This window comes from Sphingomonas arantia (assembly GCF_042682045.1).
In the GTDB taxonomy this organism is placed as follows: domain Bacteria; phylum Pseudomonadota; class Alphaproteobacteria; order Sphingomonadales; family Sphingomonadaceae; genus Sphingomonas_R; species Sphingomonas_R arantia.
In genome coordinates this window covers 256,466-271,315 of record NZ_JBHUGS010000002.1, presented here as the reverse complement: position 1 = coordinate 271,315, position 14,850 = coordinate 256,466, and the positions used below count along the sequence as shown (strand labels likewise).

18 protein-coding genes are annotated in these 14,850 nt (G+C 68.6%); 7 read left to right on the top strand and 11 right to left on the bottom strand.

All coding sequences use genetic code 11. The features are described from left to right. Nucleotides 1-93: 93 nt before the first annotated feature. Nucleotides 94-537, top strand: coding sequence for a GFA family protein (locus tag ACFSGX_RS07025; RefSeq protein ID WP_380928633.1), 444 nt, complete (start codon nucleotides 94-96; stop codon nucleotides 535-537). 9 nt (nucleotides 538-546) lie between these two features. On the opposite strand, the gene ACFSGX_RS07020 is transcribed toward ACFSGX_RS07025, so the two are convergent. From ACFSGX_RS07020 to ACFSGX_RS06990, 7 genes are read right to left on the bottom strand one after another with little or no spacing between them, the layout of a single operon-like run. Next, on the bottom strand, nucleotides 547-903 hold the full coding sequence (locus ACFSGX_RS07020) for a VOC family protein (protein ID WP_380928632.1): 357 nt from the start codon (nucleotides 901-903) through the stop codon (nucleotides 547-549). 53 nt (nucleotides 904-956) lie between these two features. Next, on the bottom strand, nucleotides 957-1,328 hold the full coding sequence (locus ACFSGX_RS07015) for a hypothetical protein (RefSeq protein ID WP_380928631.1): 372 nt from the start codon (nucleotides 1,326-1,328) through the stop codon (nucleotides 957-959). A 53-nt stretch (nucleotides 1,329-1,381) separates the two neighbouring features. Continuing rightward, on the bottom strand, nucleotides 1,382-2,221 hold the full coding sequence (locus ACFSGX_RS07010; RefSeq protein WP_380928629.1) for an HpcH/HpaI aldolase/citrate lyase family protein: 840 nt from the start codon (nucleotides 2,219-2,221) through the stop codon (nucleotides 1,382-1,384). Further along, nucleotides 2,218-2,670, bottom strand: coding sequence for a MaoC family dehydratase (locus ACFSGX_RS07005; RefSeq protein ID WP_380928627.1), 453 nt, complete (start codon nucleotides 2,668-2,670; stop codon nucleotides 2,218-2,220). Before ACFSGX_RS07005 ends, ACFSGX_RS07010 begins: the two co-directional genes overlap by 4 nt. Continuing rightward, nucleotides 2,670-4,571 (bottom strand): acetyl/propionyl/methylcrotonyl-CoA carboxylase subunit alpha, encoded by a 1,902-nt coding sequence (locus ACFSGX_RS07000; RefSeq protein WP_380928625.1) that lies wholly within the window; start codon nucleotides 4,569-4,571, stop codon nucleotides 2,670-2,672. Before ACFSGX_RS07000 ends, ACFSGX_RS07005 begins: the two co-directional genes overlap by 1 nt. A gap of 4 nt (nucleotides 4,572-4,575) precedes the next feature. Next, a complete protein-coding gene (locus ACFSGX_RS06995; RefSeq protein ID WP_380928624.1) occupies nucleotides 4,576-6,177 on the bottom strand; it encodes a carboxyl transferase domain-containing protein in 1,602 nt (533 codons plus the stop codon). Then, the gene (locus ACFSGX_RS06990; RefSeq protein WP_380928623.1) at nucleotides 6,174-7,340 is read right to left on the bottom strand and encodes an acyl-CoA dehydrogenase family protein; all 1,167 of its coding nucleotides are present in this window, start codon (nucleotides 7,338-7,340) and stop codon (nucleotides 6,174-6,176) included. Before ACFSGX_RS06990 ends, ACFSGX_RS06995 begins: the two co-directional genes overlap by 4 nt. Nucleotides 7,341-7,434: 94 nt before the next feature. Between ACFSGX_RS06990 and ACFSGX_RS06985 the strand changes: the two genes are divergently transcribed. From ACFSGX_RS06985 to ACFSGX_RS06960, 6 genes are all read left to right on the top strand, one after another. After that, nucleotides 7,435-8,292, top strand: a complete 858-nt coding sequence (locus tag ACFSGX_RS06985) for a LysR family transcriptional regulator (RefSeq protein WP_380928622.1) — start codon at nucleotides 7,435-7,437, stop codon at nucleotides 8,290-8,292. Between the two features lie 72 nt (nucleotides 8,293-8,364). After that, the gene (locus ACFSGX_RS06980) at nucleotides 8,365-9,144 is read left to right on the top strand and encodes an SDR family NAD(P)-dependent oxidoreductase (RefSeq protein ID WP_380928621.1); all 780 of its coding nucleotides are present in this window, start codon (nucleotides 8,365-8,367) and stop codon (nucleotides 9,142-9,144) included. Between the two features lie 74 nt (nucleotides 9,145-9,218). Next, nucleotides 9,219-9,848 carry a PepSY-associated TM helix domain-containing protein gene (locus tag ACFSGX_RS06975; protein WP_380930000.1) on the top strand — a complete coding sequence of 210 codons (630 nt, stop codon included), beginning with the start codon at nucleotides 9,219-9,221 and terminating at the stop codon, nucleotides 9,846-9,848. A 13-nt stretch (nucleotides 9,849-9,861) separates the two neighbouring features. After that, entirely contained in the window at nucleotides 9,862-10,338 is a 477-nt protein-coding gene (locus tag ACFSGX_RS06970; RefSeq protein ID WP_380928619.1) for a DUF2271 domain-containing protein, read from the top strand. 11 nt (nucleotides 10,339-10,349) lie between these two features. Further along, complete coding sequence (locus ACFSGX_RS06965; RefSeq protein ID WP_380928617.1) at nucleotides 10,350-11,186, top strand: DUF4198 domain-containing protein; 837 nt, start codon at nucleotides 10,350-10,352, stop codon at nucleotides 11,184-11,186. A 5-nt stretch (nucleotides 11,187-11,191) separates the two neighbouring features. Further along, a complete protein-coding gene (locus ACFSGX_RS06960) occupies nucleotides 11,192-12,166 on the top strand; it encodes an FAD:protein FMN transferase (protein ID WP_380928615.1) in 975 nt (324 codons plus the stop codon). A 216-nt stretch (nucleotides 12,167-12,382) separates the two neighbouring features. Here ACFSGX_RS06960 and ACFSGX_RS06955 read toward each other — a convergent pair whose 3' ends face one another. The 4 genes from ACFSGX_RS06955 to ACFSGX_RS06940 form a co-directional block, all read right to left on the bottom strand. Next, nucleotides 12,383-13,108, bottom strand: a complete 726-nt coding sequence (locus ACFSGX_RS06955; RefSeq protein WP_380929998.1) for a peptidylprolyl isomerase — start codon at nucleotides 13,106-13,108, stop codon at nucleotides 12,383-12,385. 66 nt (nucleotides 13,109-13,174) lie between these two features. Further along, complete coding sequence (gene coaD, locus ACFSGX_RS06950) at nucleotides 13,175-13,684, bottom strand: pantetheine-phosphate adenylyltransferase (RefSeq protein ID WP_380928614.1); 510 nt, start codon at nucleotides 13,682-13,684, stop codon at nucleotides 13,175-13,177. Next, a complete protein-coding gene (locus ACFSGX_RS06945; protein WP_380928612.1) occupies nucleotides 13,681-14,598 on the bottom strand; it encodes a polyprenyl synthetase family protein in 918 nt (305 codons plus the stop codon). The genes coaD and ACFSGX_RS06945 overlap by 4 nt, the downstream gene beginning before the upstream one ends. Beyond that, entirely contained in the window at nucleotides 14,588-14,836 is a 249-nt protein-coding gene (locus tag ACFSGX_RS06940; RefSeq protein WP_157177632.1) for an exodeoxyribonuclease VII small subunit, read from the bottom strand. Before ACFSGX_RS06940 ends, ACFSGX_RS06945 begins: the two co-directional genes overlap by 11 nt. Nucleotides 14,837-14,850: the final 14 nt, after the last annotated feature.

Genomic DNA, 14,850 nt, shown 5'->3' with positions numbered 1-14,850 from the left:
CAAGTTCGGGAAGATATCGGCTGGCCCTGAGCAGGTCCGGTTTGCCATCGAACCGACCGCCGCAGTACCTGTCGCCTCGCAGGGGAGGCGACGATGCAGGTCATGACGGGCGGATGCCAATGCGGTCGGGTGCGGTACGCCGCCCGTATCGATTCGAATGCGGCCTATCTCTGCCACTGCCGGATGTGCCGCCGCGCGACCGGCGGCGTCTCCATCGCGTTCCGCAACATCGCAAAGGCCGACGTCACCTGGACGACGGTAGAGCCCGACCGCTACCGCTCCTCCCCGATCGCCCTGCGCGGTTTCTGTCGCGATTGTGGGACCCCGCTGACCTTCGAGTTTCCCGACGGCGACATGATGGACCTGACGATCGGTTCGTTCGACGATCCGTCGGCCTTCGTCCCCGACCATAATTTTTCGGTCGAAACGATCCTGCCCGCCTGGCTCGATTGCTCGCACCTTCCCGGCACGACGCTTGCCGACAACCCCAGCACCCGCGACCGCTGGCTGGCGGCCTGCGGCAAACTGCCGGACTGAGCCGCCGGCCTAAGCCTGGTCGACGCTCCGGCCGATCCGGACGAGCAGCCCACTCGGGTCGCTGACCGCGAATTCATATGTTCTCCACGGCGTGAAATGCGGCGTGGCCGGATCGATGATCAACTCGCGTACCGCCGCGGCCACGGCATCGACGTCGTCGACATACAGGTACAGCCCGAACGGGTTATCCTCGATATGCCGCGGCCAGCCCGGCATGAGGTTCAGGTGCAGATGCCACCCGCGCCCATCGGCCAGAATGCGATAATGCCCGTAGTCGCCGACCACCGCGAACCCGATCCGTCGATAGAAGGCGGTACTGCTCTCCAGGTTGCTGCTCGGAATGATCGCGACTACTCGATGATCCATGTCCGGCTCCTTCATCCTGTCGTTGCCGATCATGCACAGGCTGGCACGGAAGGCTAGTTCGCGTCAGGGTCCGTCAGGCTCGTGATAACCCGCGTCAACGCCGTGACCGGGTCCCGCCCGCCGCCGTAGCCATAGTCCGCCGCCTCGCGCTTGCCGCAGCGCCGCTCGCCCGCAAAGATGCCGCACGGAGCCGGGGGCGTCAGCGCAGCCGTCCCGGTCAGCGCGTCGCCACGCGTGCGGGCCCCGGCGACCCGCTCGTTCGGCAGCGGCAAGCGATATCGCTCGCCACGCCCACCGCACACCACGATCTCGCCGGAAGCGGCCGCGCCGCACCGCTGGATCGCGCTCAGGTCCACCGGCTTCGCAACCGCGGCAAGATCGAACGGCACGGCCGTTTGCAGGACAAGGCTCAGCCACGCAGACATCGACCGCTCCCCACCCCGAACGCGCCGACTATGCCAGCGTCCGCCGGCCCGCGCTACGCCGCAGCGTCACCTACCCGCTCGATCGTCGCGAGCGCCTGGCGTAGGTGCGGCGCATCGATCATCTGCCCGTCGAGTTGCAGCGCACCCGCCTCCGGCTCCGCCGCGAACGCAGCGACGATCGCCCGCGCCCGGGCCACCGTCGCCGCATCCGGCGTGAAGGCCGCGTTGATCACCGCCACCTGCGCCGGATGGATCGCCATCATGCCCGTGAACCCGTCGCGACACCCGCGCGCCGCATAGGCCGCCAGCCCCTCCAGATCGCGGATCGCCGGATAGACCGTCTCGATCGCCGCGACCCCCGCGGCGTGTGCGCCGAACAGCAGCAGCGCGCGCACCATCTGGTAGGGCGCGGTATAGGACCCGTCCGGCTCGCGACTGGTCGCAGCCCCGATCGCAGCCGGCAGGTCCTCCGCCCCCCAGGTCAGCCCGCACAGCCGCTCCGCCACGCCGGCATATTCGCCCAGCGTGAAGATCGCCGCCGGCACCTCCGTCGCGATCGGCAGGATTGGCGGACATTCCGCCCCCGCCGCCCGCACCAGCGCCCGCACGTCCGCCGCACCCGCCGCCTTGGGCAGCATGATCGCATCCGCCCGCCGCGCGACGCTCAGGTCCGCGTCCAGCGCCCCACCGTCCAGTGGATTGATCCGCACCATCCGGATCACGTCGCACGGCGTGTCGAGATACGCCGCCACCGCCGTCCGCGCGGCATCCTTGCGGGCCGGCACCACCGAATCCTCCAGGTCAAGGATGATCGCATCCGCCCCGCTCGCCGTCGCCTTGTTGAACCGCTCCGGCCGATCCGCCGGCACGAACAGCAGCGACCGCAACCTCACGCCGGCGTCCGCATCAACAACGCGCTCCGCAGGCACTGACAGACGATCTCGTCCCGCTGGTTCAGCAACCGATGCGTGAAGGTGACGATCCCCGCCTCCGGCCGCGACCGGCTGTCCTTCAGCGCGGTGACCTCCGTCTCCGCCCGCATCGTATCGCCGATGAACACCGGCTTCGGCATCACCAGCGCGTCGTAGCCGAGGTTCGCAACCAAGGTGCCCAGCGTCGTCTCACCGACCGACAACCCGATCATCAGCGCAAAGGTGAAGGTCCCGTTCACCAGGATCTGCCCGAACTCGCTCGCCTTCGCCGCCTCCGCATCGATGTGCAGCGGCTGCGGATTGTGCGTCATGACCGAGAACAGCAGATTGTCCGTCTCGGTCACCGTCCGGCGGATCTCGTGCGCGATCCGGTCGCCCACCCGCCACGCATCATAATGCCGTCCGGCCATCAGGCGTCCTTCTCGATCCGGACCAGCAACATGCCCTCGCGCACCTGCCCCTCCACCACCGCATGCAGCTCCGCGACCACCCCGTCGAACGGCGCGACCAGCCCATGCTCCATCTTCATCGCCTCAAGCGTGACGAGCTTCTGCCCCTTCGTCACGGCCGCTCCCTCCGCGACATCGACCGCGATGATCCGCCCCGACATCGGCGACAGGATCGCCCCATCGCCCGCGACAGCCCCCTGCGGCCCGCCCGGCCGGTACAGCGTGAACACCCGCGTCACGCCATCCTCGGTCACCGCCCAGCCCGCATCGATCCGCGTCACACGCGGCAGGTCGGCGTCACCATCCTCGACAACGACCTCGTAGGACCGCCCACCCTCGGCAAACCGAACCATGACCGGCGCAGCGGCACCGTTCACCCGGAAACCGCTCTTGTCGGAAGTCCGGTGTCTAAACCGACCACCCCTCGGCTGCCGCCCGACCGCAACCCGCGCCACCGCCTGCAACACCGCATCCGAAGGCTGTACCGCCGGGATCAGCGCCTCACCCTCCCGCGCGATCAGCCCGGTATCGATCTCGCCACCGGCAAAGTCCGTATTGCGCAGCGCAAGCGTCAGGAACCCGGCATTCGTCCTCACCGGCCAGCACCGCGTCCGCGCCGTCATCTGCTCCAGGTTCTCGATCGCCAGCGCCCGGCTCGGCGCATGGGTGACCAGCTTCGCGATCATCGGGTCGTAGAAGGGAGAAACCGCGTCCCCCTCCCGCACCCCGGTCTCGATCCGCACCGTCCGCCCGCGATAGGGCTTGGGAAAACGCAGATAGTCCAGCCGCCCGATGCTCGGCAGGAACCCCGTCGCCGGGTCCTCCGCATAGAGCCGCGCTTCCATCGCCCAGCCGTTGATCGCCAGCTCGTCCTGCCGCTTCCGCAGGCGCTCCCCGCTCGCCACGCGCAGCTGCCATTCGACCAGATCGACGCCGGTGATCTCCTCGGTCACCGGATGCTCGACCTGCAACCGTGTGTTCATCTCCATGAACCAGATCCGGTCGGCGCGAAGCCCCTCGCTCGCATCCGCGATGAACTCGATCGTGCCGGCCCCGACATAGTCGACCGCCTTGGCCGCCCGCACCGCCGCATCGCAGATCGCCGCCCGCGTCTCGGCATCCATGCCCGGCGCGGGCGCTTCCTCGATCACCTTCTGGTGCCGCCGTTGCAACGAACAGTCGCGCTCGAACAGGTGCACGACGTCGCCATGCGTGTCGCCGAACACCTGCACCTCGATATGGCGCGGCGACAGGATGTACTTCTCGATCAGCACGTCGGTATTGCCGAACGCCGCCGCAGCCTCGCGCTGGCAGGACAGCAGCGCATCGTCGAACGCCGCCGCCTCGTCCACGCGCCGCATCCCCTTGCCGCCGCCGCCCGCCACCGCCTTGATCAGTACCGGATAGCCGATCGCATCCGCCTCCGCCCGCAACCGCTCGGGCGACTGGTCCGCGCCGAGATAGCCCGGCGTCACCGGCACGCCAGCCGCGATCATGCGCTGCTTGGCGGCATCCTTCAGCCCCATCGCGCGGATGCTGTCCGGCCGGGGCCCGACCCAGACCAGCCCGGCCTCGATCACGGCTTCCGCGAACTCGGCATTCTCCGACAGGAAACCATAGCCCGGATGGATCGCCTCCGCGCTCGCGGCCAACGCCGCCGCGATGATCCGCTCACCGACCAGATAGCTCTCCCGCGCCGGCGAAGCACCGATATGCACGGCCTCGTCAGCTTGGCTCACATGGAGTGCCTGCGCGTCGGCATCCGAATAAACCGCAACCGTCCGGATCCCCAGCGCCCGCGCGGTCCGGATGATGCGACAGGCGATTTCGCCGCGATTGGCGATCAGAAGCGATGCGATCATGCGGCTACATCCTGAACACGCCGAACGCGGTGCGTTCGGAAATCGGGGCATTTAACGTCGCGGCCAACGCCAGGCCCAGCACGTCGCGGGTCTGCGCCGGATCGATGATCCCGTCGTCCCACAGCCGAGCGGTCGCGTACCACGGGTTGCCCTCGTCCTCGTACTTCGCGCGGACCGGCGCCTTGAACGCCTCCGCCTCCTCCGCGGTCCAGCTTTCCGCGTCGCGGTGAACGGTCGCCAGCACCGACGCCGCCTGCTCCCCGCCCATGACGCTGATTCGGCTGTTGGGCCAACTGAACAGGAACCGCGGCCCGTACGCGCGCCCGCACATCCCGTAATTCCCCGCGCCGAAGCTCCCGCCGATCAGCATCGTGATCTTCGGCACGGTCGCGGTGGCAACGGCGGTGACCAGCTTCGCGCCATGCTTGGCGATCCCCTCCGCCTCGTACCGCCCGCCGACCATGAAGCCGGAGATATTCTGCAGGAACAGCAGCGGGATCCGCCGCTGGCAAGCCAGTTCGATGAAGTGCGCGCCCTTCTGCGCACTCTCGCTGAACAACACGCCGTTGTTCGCCAGGATCGCCACCGGCATCCCGTGGACATGCGCGAACCCGCAGACCAGGCTCGTCCCGTACAGCGCCTTGAACTCGTGAAACTCGGACGCATCGACGATCCGCGCGATCACCTCGCGCACATCGTAGGGCGCCCGCACGTCGGCCGGCACGATGCCGTACAACTCCTCCGCATCGAACGCCGGCGGCCGCGGCTCGGCCATGTTGACCGGCGCCGTCACCTGCGGCGGCAACATCGACACGATATCGCGCACGATCGCCAGCGCATGGTCGTCGTCCTCCGCGACATGATCGACCACGCCCGACCGCCTGCCATGCGTATCCGCCCCGCCCAGTTCCTCCGCGGAAATGACCTCGCCCGTCGCCGCCTTGACCAGCGGCGGCCCGGCCAGGAAGATCGTCCCCTGCCCGCGCACGATCACCGTCTCGTCCGACATCGCCGGCACATACGCCCCGCCCGCGGTGCAGCTGCCCATCACGCACGCGATCTGCGGGATACCCAGCGCCGACATCTGCGCCTGGTTGAAGAATATCCGCCCGAAATGCTCGCGGTCCGGAAACACCTCCGCCTGATGCGGCAGGTTCGCGCCGCCGCTATCGACCAGGTAGATGCACGGCAGCCGGTTCTCCTGCGCGATCTCCTGCGCGCGCAGATGCTTCTTCACAGTCAGCGGGTAATAGGTCCCGCCCTTCACCGTCGCATCGTTGCACAGGATCATGCACTGCCGCCCCGCGACGCGCCCGATGCCCGCGATCACCCCCGCGCCCGGCACCGCATCGTCATACAACCCGTTCGCCGCCAGCTGGCCTATTTCCAGAAACGGCGATCCCGGATCGAGCAATCGCTCCACCCGGTCGCGCGGCAACAGCTTGCCGCGCCCCGCATGCCGCTCCCGCGCCGCCGCACTCCCGCCCAGCGCCGCGCGCGCCACATCGCCGCGCAGCCGCTCGACCAGCGCCCGGTTATGAGCCGCGTTCGCGCGAAACCCCTCGGTCTCGGGCGACAGCGCGGATGTCAGGACCGGTGCGCTCACTGCATCACCTTCGGCGGCGCCCCGATCAGTTCGCGACCGATCAGCATCCGCCGGATTTCGTTCGTACCCGCCCCGATATCGAGCAGCTTGGCGTCGCGCATATAACGCTCGACCGGCCAGTCCTTCGTGTAGCCCGCCCCGCCCAGCGCCTGGATCGACTCCAGCGACACCTTCACCGCGTTCTCGCTCGCCAGCAGGATCGCGCCCGCCGCGTCGAACCGCGTCGTGCGCCCCGCATCACAGCTCCGCGCGACCGCATAAACATAGGCCCGCGCCGAATTGAGCGCGACATACATGTCGGCCACCTTCGCCTGGATCAGCTGGAACTGGCCGATCGCCTGCCCGAACTGCTGCCGCTCGCGCACATAGGGGATCACCACGTCGAGGCACGCCTGCATGATGCCCAGCTGGATCCCGGCCAGCACCGCGCGTTCGTAATCGAGGCCCGACATCAGCACGCCGACGCCGCCATTCTCCGGCCCCATCACCGCGTCGGCCGGCACCTCGCAGCCGTTGAACACCAGCTCCGCGGTCGGCGATCCGCGCATGCCCATCTTATCGATCTTCTGCCCGATGCTGAAGCCCGGCATGTCGCGTTCGATCAGGAACGCGGTGATCCCGCGGCTCCCCTCGCCCGTCTTGGCGTAGACGACCAGCGTGTCGGCATAGGCCGCGTTGGTGATCCAGAACTTCGTCCCGTCCAGCACGTATCCCGCGTCGGTCTTCCGCGCGCGCAGCTTCATCGACACCACGTCGGACCCGGCCGCGACCTCCGACATGGCCAGGCTCCCGACATGCTCGCCGGAAATCAGCTTGGGCAGATACTTCGCCTTCTGCGCCGCATTGCCCCACCGGCTGATCTGGTTGACGCACAGATTGCTGTGCGCACCGTAACTGAGCCCCACCGACGCCGACGCGCGGGAAACCTCCTCCACCGCGACGACATGCTCAAGATAACCGAGCCCCAGCCCGCCATCGGCCTCGCTCACCGTGATGCCGTGCAGGCCGAGCGCGCCCATGGCGGGCCACAGCTCGCGCGGGAACCAGTCGTCCGCGTCGATCCGCGCGGCCAGCGGCGCGATTTGTTGGGCCGCGAAACGCTGCGTCGTCTCGCGGATCATGTCCGCGGTCTCGCCCAGCGCGAAATCGAAATCAGGTGCCATGCGGCCTCTCCGGTGTATCTGTTTTCCGGTCCGTACCACTTCGCGGACGCGCGCAGAAATTGAAACCGCGCGATGCATGGCATAGGGCCGGTCTATGATCGATCGCTACCTGCTGCGCTATTTCCTGGCGGTGATCGACCAGGGCAACTTCACCCGCGCGGCACAGCATGTCCGCGTGTCGCAACCTACATTGTCGGTCGGCATCGCCAAGCTGGAGGCGCTCCTCGGCAGCCCACTGTTTCACCGTACCAACCGCCGGGTCGAGGTTACCGCCGCCGGCACACGCTTCGCCGTCCACGCCCGGCGGATCGAGGCGGAGTTCGCCGCCGCCGAACGCTCCGTCCGCGAAACGGAGAGCGGGCGGCACATCCGCCTCGGCATCGTCCCGACCTTGCCCTCCCATTGGATCGAACGCGCGCTGCGGGCGGTCCACGACGCCGGCTGCACCGACCGCCTCGAAATCCGCGAAGGCCGCGCGCGCGACCTCCGCCCCCGTCTCGACCGCGGCGCGCTCGATGCGGTGCTGTGCGACGTCGGCGACGGCCCGCCTGCCCTGTTCGATGAAGGCTATGCCGTCGCAATGGCCGTCGACCATCCCCTCGCCGACCGGACCATGATCGACGCGCAGGACATCGCCGCCGAACCGATGATCGTCCGCCGCCACTGCGAGGCACTGGCCGACGTCAGCCGCTTCTTCACCCGCCGCGGCGTCCGCCCGTTCATGGCCGCCCGCACGACCAGTGACGACCGCGCAGTCGCCTATGTCCGCGCCGGCCTCGGCATGACGGTCATGCCGCGCTGCTTCGCCGACGACGGGATCGCGATGGTCGCGCTCGCCGGCTTCGACGTGCGGCGGCGGATCGGCTTCGTCGTCGCCCCCGCCTCCGCCGCCCGCCTCGCCGACAGCATGGGCTACGACCTGTTCCAGCAAGCGATCCGCGACGCCGCCTGATCGCGCGGCACTGAATTGCGCGACGACGCGTTACCCGACGCTGCTCACCTCGCGCATCATCGGAAACCGCCCATGCATATCGACCTCACCGGCAAAACGGCCATTGTCACCGGATCGACCGAGGGGATCGGCTACGCCATCGCCGCCGGTCTGCGCAACGCGGGCGCCAGCGTCGTCATCAACGGCCGCACGTTGCAGAAGGTTGATGCGGCGGTCGCACGGCTCGGCTCCGACGTCCGCGGTGTCGCGGCTGATCTTGCAACCGTCGATGGCCATGACCGGCTGGTGAAGGCGATCCCCGCCGCCGACATCGTCGTCAGCAACCTGGGCATCTTCCAGCCCGCCGACTTCTTCGACACCGACGATGCGACCTGGGATCGCCACTGGCAGGTCAACGTCATGGCCGGCGTGCGGCTGGCGCGCGCCTATCTGCCCGGTATGGAGGCCAAGGGCTGGGGCCGCTTCATCATGCTCGCCTCCGAATCGGCGTTCAACATCCCGGTCGAGATGATCCACTACGGCGTCAGCAAGACCGCCGACGTGGCGCTCGCCCGCGGTTTGGCCAAGCGCATGGCCGGCACCGGCGTCACCGTGAACGCGGTCCTGCCCGGCCCGACGCTGTCCGAAGGGGTCGAGGCGATGCTCGAGACCGAGCGCGCCCGCACCAACCGCCCGATCGCCGACGTTGCGGCCGAGTTCGTCACCAGCAATCGCCCGACCTCGATCATCCAGCGCGCCGCGACGGTCGAGGAGGTCGCCAACATGATCGTCTACGTCGCGTCGGAACAGGCGTCGGCCACCACCGGTGCCGCGCTCCGCGTCGACGGCGGCGTCATCGACACGTTGATGTAGGACGGAAGCTAGTTGACAATGCCTCGCATTAGCGGCCTAGGAGAGTCTCCGCCGTCCTGATCGGGGTCATCGTCATTCCACCCGCCGCCGCTCGCCCCGTCCCGAACCGCAAATGGCGCGGCTGGTGGCTGAAACAGCTGCACAACTGGCACTGGGTCAGTGCTGCCGTGTCGCTCGTGGCGATGCTGATCTTCTCGATCACCGGCATCACGCTGAACCACGCCGGTTCGATCGCGGCCGAGCCGGTCGTCATGAACAGGACCGGCCAGTTGTCCGCATCGCTCCTGCCCAGAACCCCCGCCGCAGACACCCCGCTATCGCCAGAGGTTGCCGCCGCAGTCGAACGAGCGGTCGGGCTCGATCCCGCCGCGCGCCCGGCCGAGTGGTCCGACAGCGAAGTCTATGTCGCCATGCCGCGCCCCGGCGGCGACGCCTGGGTCAGCATCGATCGCGCCACCGGCCGGATCACCGCGGAGACCACCGACCGCGGCTGGGTCTCCTACCTCAACGACCTCCACAAGGGCCGCAACGCCGGCGCCGCGTGGTTCTGGTTCATCGACATCTTCGCCGCGGCCTGCATCCTGTTCACGCTGACCGGCCTGCTGCTGCTGCAATTCCACGCGCGCCGCCGGCCCATGACGTGGCCCATCGTTGCCGCCGGCCTCGCCATTCCGATCATCATTGCCGTCCTGTTCGTCCACTAAAGGGGGTCCCGTCATGCGCTCGTCCTATCTGCTGCTCGCGGGCGTCATCGCCGCACCCGCCACCGCCGGCACCGTCACGGTCACCATCCCGCGCCTGCCGGTCGCCGAATATCATCGGCCCTATGTCGCGATCTGGCTGGAACCGGCGGGCGGCGGCGCGGCGCGGACGCTGGCGGTCTGGTACGACGTCAAGAAGGGCGGCAAGGAACCCGGCACCAAATGGCTGTCTGACATGCGCGCCTGGTGGCGCAAGGGCGGCCGCAGCCTCGCGCTCCCCGCCAACGGCATCAGCGGCGCCACTCGCGCGCCCGGCCAATACAGCGTTGCCTTGCCCTCGGACCTCCGCTCCGGCGCCTACGTCCTGAATGTCGAGGCCGCGCGCGAAACCGGCGGCCGCGAGCTGGTCACCGTGCCGCTCACCGTCCCGAACGGAACCGCCCGCGCCACCGGCAAGACCGAACTCGGCGCCGTCACGCTCGCCGCCCGCTGAGGATCATGACCATGACGAACTTCAAGCACCGCCTGATCGCCGCCGCCGCGTTGCTGGTGCTCCCCGCGGCCGGCTCCGCGCACCGCATGTGGCTGCTCCCCTCCGCGACGGTCTTCTCCGGCACCGACAGCTGGGTGACCGTCGACGCTGCGGTCTCCAACGACCTGTTCTTCTTCGATCACCAGCCTGGTCGGCTCGAATCGATCAAGGTCTGGCAACCCGACGGCACCGCCGGCCAGCTTCAGAACGGTGCCACCGGCCGCTACCGCTCGGTCTTCGACGTCCAGCTCGATAAGCCCGGCACCTGGAAGATCGGGTCCGAGAACAGCGGCGTCGGCGGCAGCTTCAAGGTGGACGGTGTCGAGAAACGCATCGGCCGCCGCGGCCCGCCGCAACCCGGCGCCCCCGCCCCGCTGACGGTCGCAGACATCCCCGCCAACGCGACCGACGTGAAACTCACCGAATCCGCCGGCCGCAACGAGATCTTCGTCACCGCCGGCGCGCCCACCACCACGGTTTTCCGCACCACCGGCAAGGGCCTCGAACTCAGCCCCATCACCCACCCGGACGAACTGGTCGCGGGCGAGGCGGCCCGCTTCCGCTTCCTCGTGGACGGCAAGCCCGCGGCGGGCCTGAAGGTCATCGTCATCCCCGGCGGCAAGCGCTACCGCGACGCCGAGAACGGCATGGACCTCACCACCGGCGCGGACGGCGTCCTGTCCGTGACGTGGCCGACCGCCGGCATGTACTGGCTCAATGCGACCCTGACCGACGCGAAGACGATCGTCCCAAGCGCCACCGAGCGCCGCCTGTCCTACACCACCACGCTGGAAGTGCTGACGCCCTGACCCCCATGCGCATCGCGCTGACCTCCCGGATTGCACCGGACGCCTTCGCCCGCCGCAATCCGTCGCTGCCCATCGTCACGCTCCAGGGCGAGACGATGGGCACGGTCTGGCGCGTCCTGTTCGCCTGCCCCCGCACGACAGACCCGCGGACGATTGAACGCGCGATTACCACGCGCCTCGCCGGCCTAGTCGCCGAGATGAGCCACTGGGACCAGACCTCGCTCCTCTCGGAATTCAACCAAGCCCCCGCCGGCTACCAGCTGTCACTCCCGCCTGACTTCGCTCGCGTCGTCGCGACGGCACTGACGATCGCCGAGGCGAGTGATGGCGCCTACGACCCCACGATCGGCCGCCTTGTCGACCTCTGGGGCTACGGCCCGCCCGGCCCGATGCCCACTCCCGACGCCCAACACGTCGCGACCGTCCACGACGCCGCGGGCTGGCAGAAACTCCAGTTCGAACCCGGCACCCGCCGCATCCGCCAGCCCGGCGGCCTCGCGCTAGACCTGTCCGGGATCGCCAAGGGCGACGCGGTCGACGCCGTCGCAGAGCTGCTCGCCACCCAAGGCATCCTCGACTGCCTCGTCGAGATCGGCGGAGAACTTACCGGCCGCGGCATCCGCCCCGACGGCGACCCCTGGTGGGTCGACCTCGAAACCCCGCCCGGCACGACGATCGCCCCGCTCCGCCTCGCGCTCCACGACCTCGCCGTCGCCACCTCCGGCAACGCCATCCGCGGCGACCACACGCTCGACCCGCGCACCGGCCATCCAGTGAAAAACGGCGTCGTCTCCGCAACCGTCATCCACCCCCGCGCCGGCAACGCCGACGCTTGGGCGACTGCGTTGACCGTCATGGGAGGGAAGGCCGGAATGACGCTGGCGACGGAACACGACTTGGCCGCACGGATCGTCGAACAACATGCCGGTATCACCATCGAACATCTAAGCCCGGCGCTCGCCGCAATGATGGAGGACTAACCCGCCCGGTCTTGCGGGGCTTATCTAGACAAGATCGACCTACAGCGTTCTCGGCCACCCGTTCGCAAGGTTCGCCTAACATCATCGAGATGTGGACGAACCCGAGAGCGTTCCCCCGCGCAGTGGATTAACCGTCGATCCGCCTCAGGGACCAGAACATCACGCGCAAGACCCGCGAGCCGGCTTAATTCCGGGATCCCGCGGGGCCAGCGAACATCACTGCGGGGGCGTAGGCACAGGCGTCGTAGATGGTGCCGGCTCCGTCGTTGGCACAGCGGCCGCGGCAGCAGGCGGAGCCGCCACCGGCGCCACGGCCGACGGCACGAACGGCGCGCCCAGCGTGGCGCTTACGATCTTCGACGGGTTCGCCGGCGGCTCGCCCTTCTCGATGCGGTCGACAAACTCCATTCCCGACACCACCCGCCCGATCGCGGTATAGTTGCCGTCGAGGCCAAGGTTCGGGGCCAGCATAATGAAGAACTGGCTGTTCGCACTGTTGGGCTGCTGGCTGCGCGCCATCGACACTTCGCCGCGCACATGCGGCATGTCGTTGAACTCCGCTTTCAGGTCCGGCAGCGGCGAACCGCCCGTGCCGTCGCCCTTCGGATCGCCGCCCTGTGCCATGAACCCGTCGATCACGCGGTGGAACGGTAGCCCGTTATAGAAACCCTGCTGTGCCAGCGTCTTGACCCGCGCCACATTCTCCGGCGCTTTGTCCGGCCGCAGCTGGATCACCACGCGCCCGCCGGTCGACAGGTCGAGGTTCAGCGTGTTCTCCGCGGTCAGCGCCGGCGGCAGGAACGCCTCCACCGGCGTCGCCTGCAACGTCTTCGGCAACGGCTTGGGCTCGGTCGCCTCGGTCGGTTCGGACTGCGCCTGTGCCAGCGCGCCGGCCGAACACAGCAGGCCGGCCATCGCGGCGAGAAGGAAGCTGTTGCGCATCGTCATTCCGTATCCCGAAAAATTCGGCCGTGCGCTACCCGCGCGCGGCTGTCCAAAGCCTGAATGTCAGCGGCCCTTGCGACCGATCGTCTCGACCCGGTCACGGATCTCGGCGATCACCGCACGCGGCACGAACTTCGTCACGTCGCCGCCGTAGAACGCGATTTCCTTCACCAGCCGCGACGCGATCGGCTGCAACGCCACGTCCGCCATCAGGAAAACGGTCTCGACGCGGTTGTTCAGCTGCTGGTTCATGCCCGCCATCTGATACTCATACTCGAAATCGGCGACCGCGCGCAGCCCGCGGACGATGATGCTCGCGCCCATCGATTCCGCGAAATCCATCAGCAGCGAATCGAATGCCACGACGTCGATGTCGCCGCCGATCGTCGCCACTTCGCGCCGCACGGTGGCCAGCCGCTCCTCGACCGTGAACATCGGCGACTTGGACGGGTTCGTCGTCACCCCCACCACGAACCGGTCGACCAGCTTCGCACCGCGCCGGATGATGTCCATATGACCCAGCGTGATGGGGTCGAACGTCCCGGGATACACGCCGATGCGCTGGCCGCTCACCGGTCGCGCTCCAGCACGAACCGCGCGATCGCACGCAACAGGTCCGCCTCCGCCCCGAACGCGTGCAGATGCTGCACCGCCTGATCGACCAGCATCGCCGCCTGCGCCCGCGCGCGCGCCACGCCCATCAGCGACACGAACGTCGCCTTGCCGGCACTCGCATCCTTGCCGACTGCCTTGCCCACCGCCGCCGCATCGCCCTCCGCATCGAGCAGGTCGTCGACGATCTGGAACGCCAGCCCGATGTCGTGCGCGTAACCACGCAGGCCGGTCCGACCCTCCGGCCGCACCCGCCCCATGATCGCGCCCGCCTCCAGGCAGAACCCGATCAGCGCGCCGGTCTTTAGCTGCTGCAACCGCGTCACCGCAGCCAGGTCGAATGTGTCGCCCGCGGTCTCGGCCGCCAGGTCCATCATCTGCCCGCCCGCCATGCCGATCGGCCCGCTCGCCCGCGCCAGTTCGGCGATCAGCTCGACCTGCACATAGGGGTCGGGGTGCGTCGCCGGATCGGCCAGCACCTCGAACGCCAGCGCGTGAAGCGAATCGCCCGCCAGCACCGCAGTCGCCTCGTCGAACGCGCGGTGCACCGTGGGCTTGCCGCGCCGCATATCGTCATCGTCCATGCACGGCATGTCGTCATGGATCAGCGAATAGACGTGGATGCACTCGATCGCCGCGCCGACCCGGATCGCCCGCTCCCGATCGACATTGAACAGCGCACAGGCCGCCGACACCAGCAACGGCCGCAACCGCTTGCCGCCGCCGATCGCCGCATGCCGCATCGCCCGATACAGCTGCGCCCGCCCGTCGTCCGGCACCGCGAGCAGCGTATCGAAGAACGCGTCGATCTCACCCGAAACGCGCGCGAACGCGGCCGGCAGGATCGCGTCGTCATTCATGGTCTCAATCGCCATCGAACGGCGCCGTTCCCGTCGCCTTGCCGTCCGCGCCGGCCACGATCCGTTCGATCCGGGCCTGCGCCGATTGCAGCCGCGCCTCGCACTGCTGCTTCAACGCGTCGCCCTCGCCGTAAAGCTTGATCGATTCGTCCAGGGACGCCTCGCCGCCCTCCAGACGCTGCACGATCGCTTCCAGCCGCTTCAATGCGTCCTCGAACGAAAGGTCGCCGATGCTGTCCGTCTGTTCCGCCATCCCGGTCGTATTGG

Excerpts from the sequence above, each read along its gene's own strand:
- ACFSGX_RS07025 (WP_380928633.1), top strand. The coding sequence starts at position 94 with ATGCAGGTCATGACGGGCGGATGCCAATGCGGTCGGGTGCGGTACGCC.
- ACFSGX_RS07020 (WP_380928632.1), bottom strand. The coding sequence starts at position 903 with ATGGATCATCGAGTAGTCGCGATCATTCCGAGCAGCAACCTGGAGAGC.
- ACFSGX_RS07015 (WP_380928631.1), bottom strand. The coding sequence starts at position 1,328 with ATGTCTGCGTGGCTGAGCCTTGTCCTGCAAACGGCCGTGCCGTTCGAT.
- ACFSGX_RS07005 (WP_380928627.1), bottom strand. The coding sequence starts at position 2,670 with ATGGCCGGACGGCATTATGATGCGTGGCGGGTGGGCGACCGGATCGCG.
- ACFSGX_RS07000 (WP_380928625.1), bottom strand. The coding sequence starts at position 4,571 with ATGATCGCATCGCTTCTGATCGCCAATCGCGGCGAAATCGCCTGTCGC.
- ACFSGX_RS06990 (WP_380928623.1), bottom strand. The coding sequence starts at position 7,340 with ATGGCACCTGATTTCGATTTCGCGCTGGGCGAGACCGCGGACATGATC.
- ACFSGX_RS06985 (WP_380928622.1), top strand. The coding sequence starts at position 7,435 with ATGATCGATCGCTACCTGCTGCGCTATTTCCTGGCGGTGATCGACCAG.
- ACFSGX_RS06980 (WP_380928621.1), top strand. The coding sequence starts at position 8,365 with ATGCATATCGACCTCACCGGCAAAACGGCCATTGTCACCGGATCGACC.
- ACFSGX_RS06970 (WP_380928619.1), top strand. The coding sequence starts at position 9,862 with ATGCGCTCGTCCTATCTGCTGCTCGCGGGCGTCATCGCCGCACCCGCC.
- ACFSGX_RS06965 (WP_380928617.1), top strand. The coding sequence starts at position 10,350 with ATGACGAACTTCAAGCACCGCCTGATCGCCGCCGCCGCGTTGCTGGTG.
- ACFSGX_RS06960 (WP_380928615.1), top strand. The coding sequence starts at position 11,192 with ATGCGCATCGCGCTGACCTCCCGGATTGCACCGGACGCCTTCGCCCGC.
- ACFSGX_RS06955 (WP_380929998.1), bottom strand. The coding sequence starts at position 13,108 with ATGCGCAACAGCTTCCTTCTCGCCGCGATGGCCGGCCTGCTGTGTTCG.
- ACFSGX_RS06945 (WP_380928612.1), bottom strand. The coding sequence starts at position 14,598 with ATGGCGATTGAGACCATGAATGACGACGCGATCCTGCCGGCCGCGTTC.
- ACFSGX_RS06940 (WP_157177632.1), bottom strand. The coding sequence starts at position 14,836 with ATGGCGGAACAGACGGACAGCATCGGCGACCTTTCGTTCGAGGACGCA.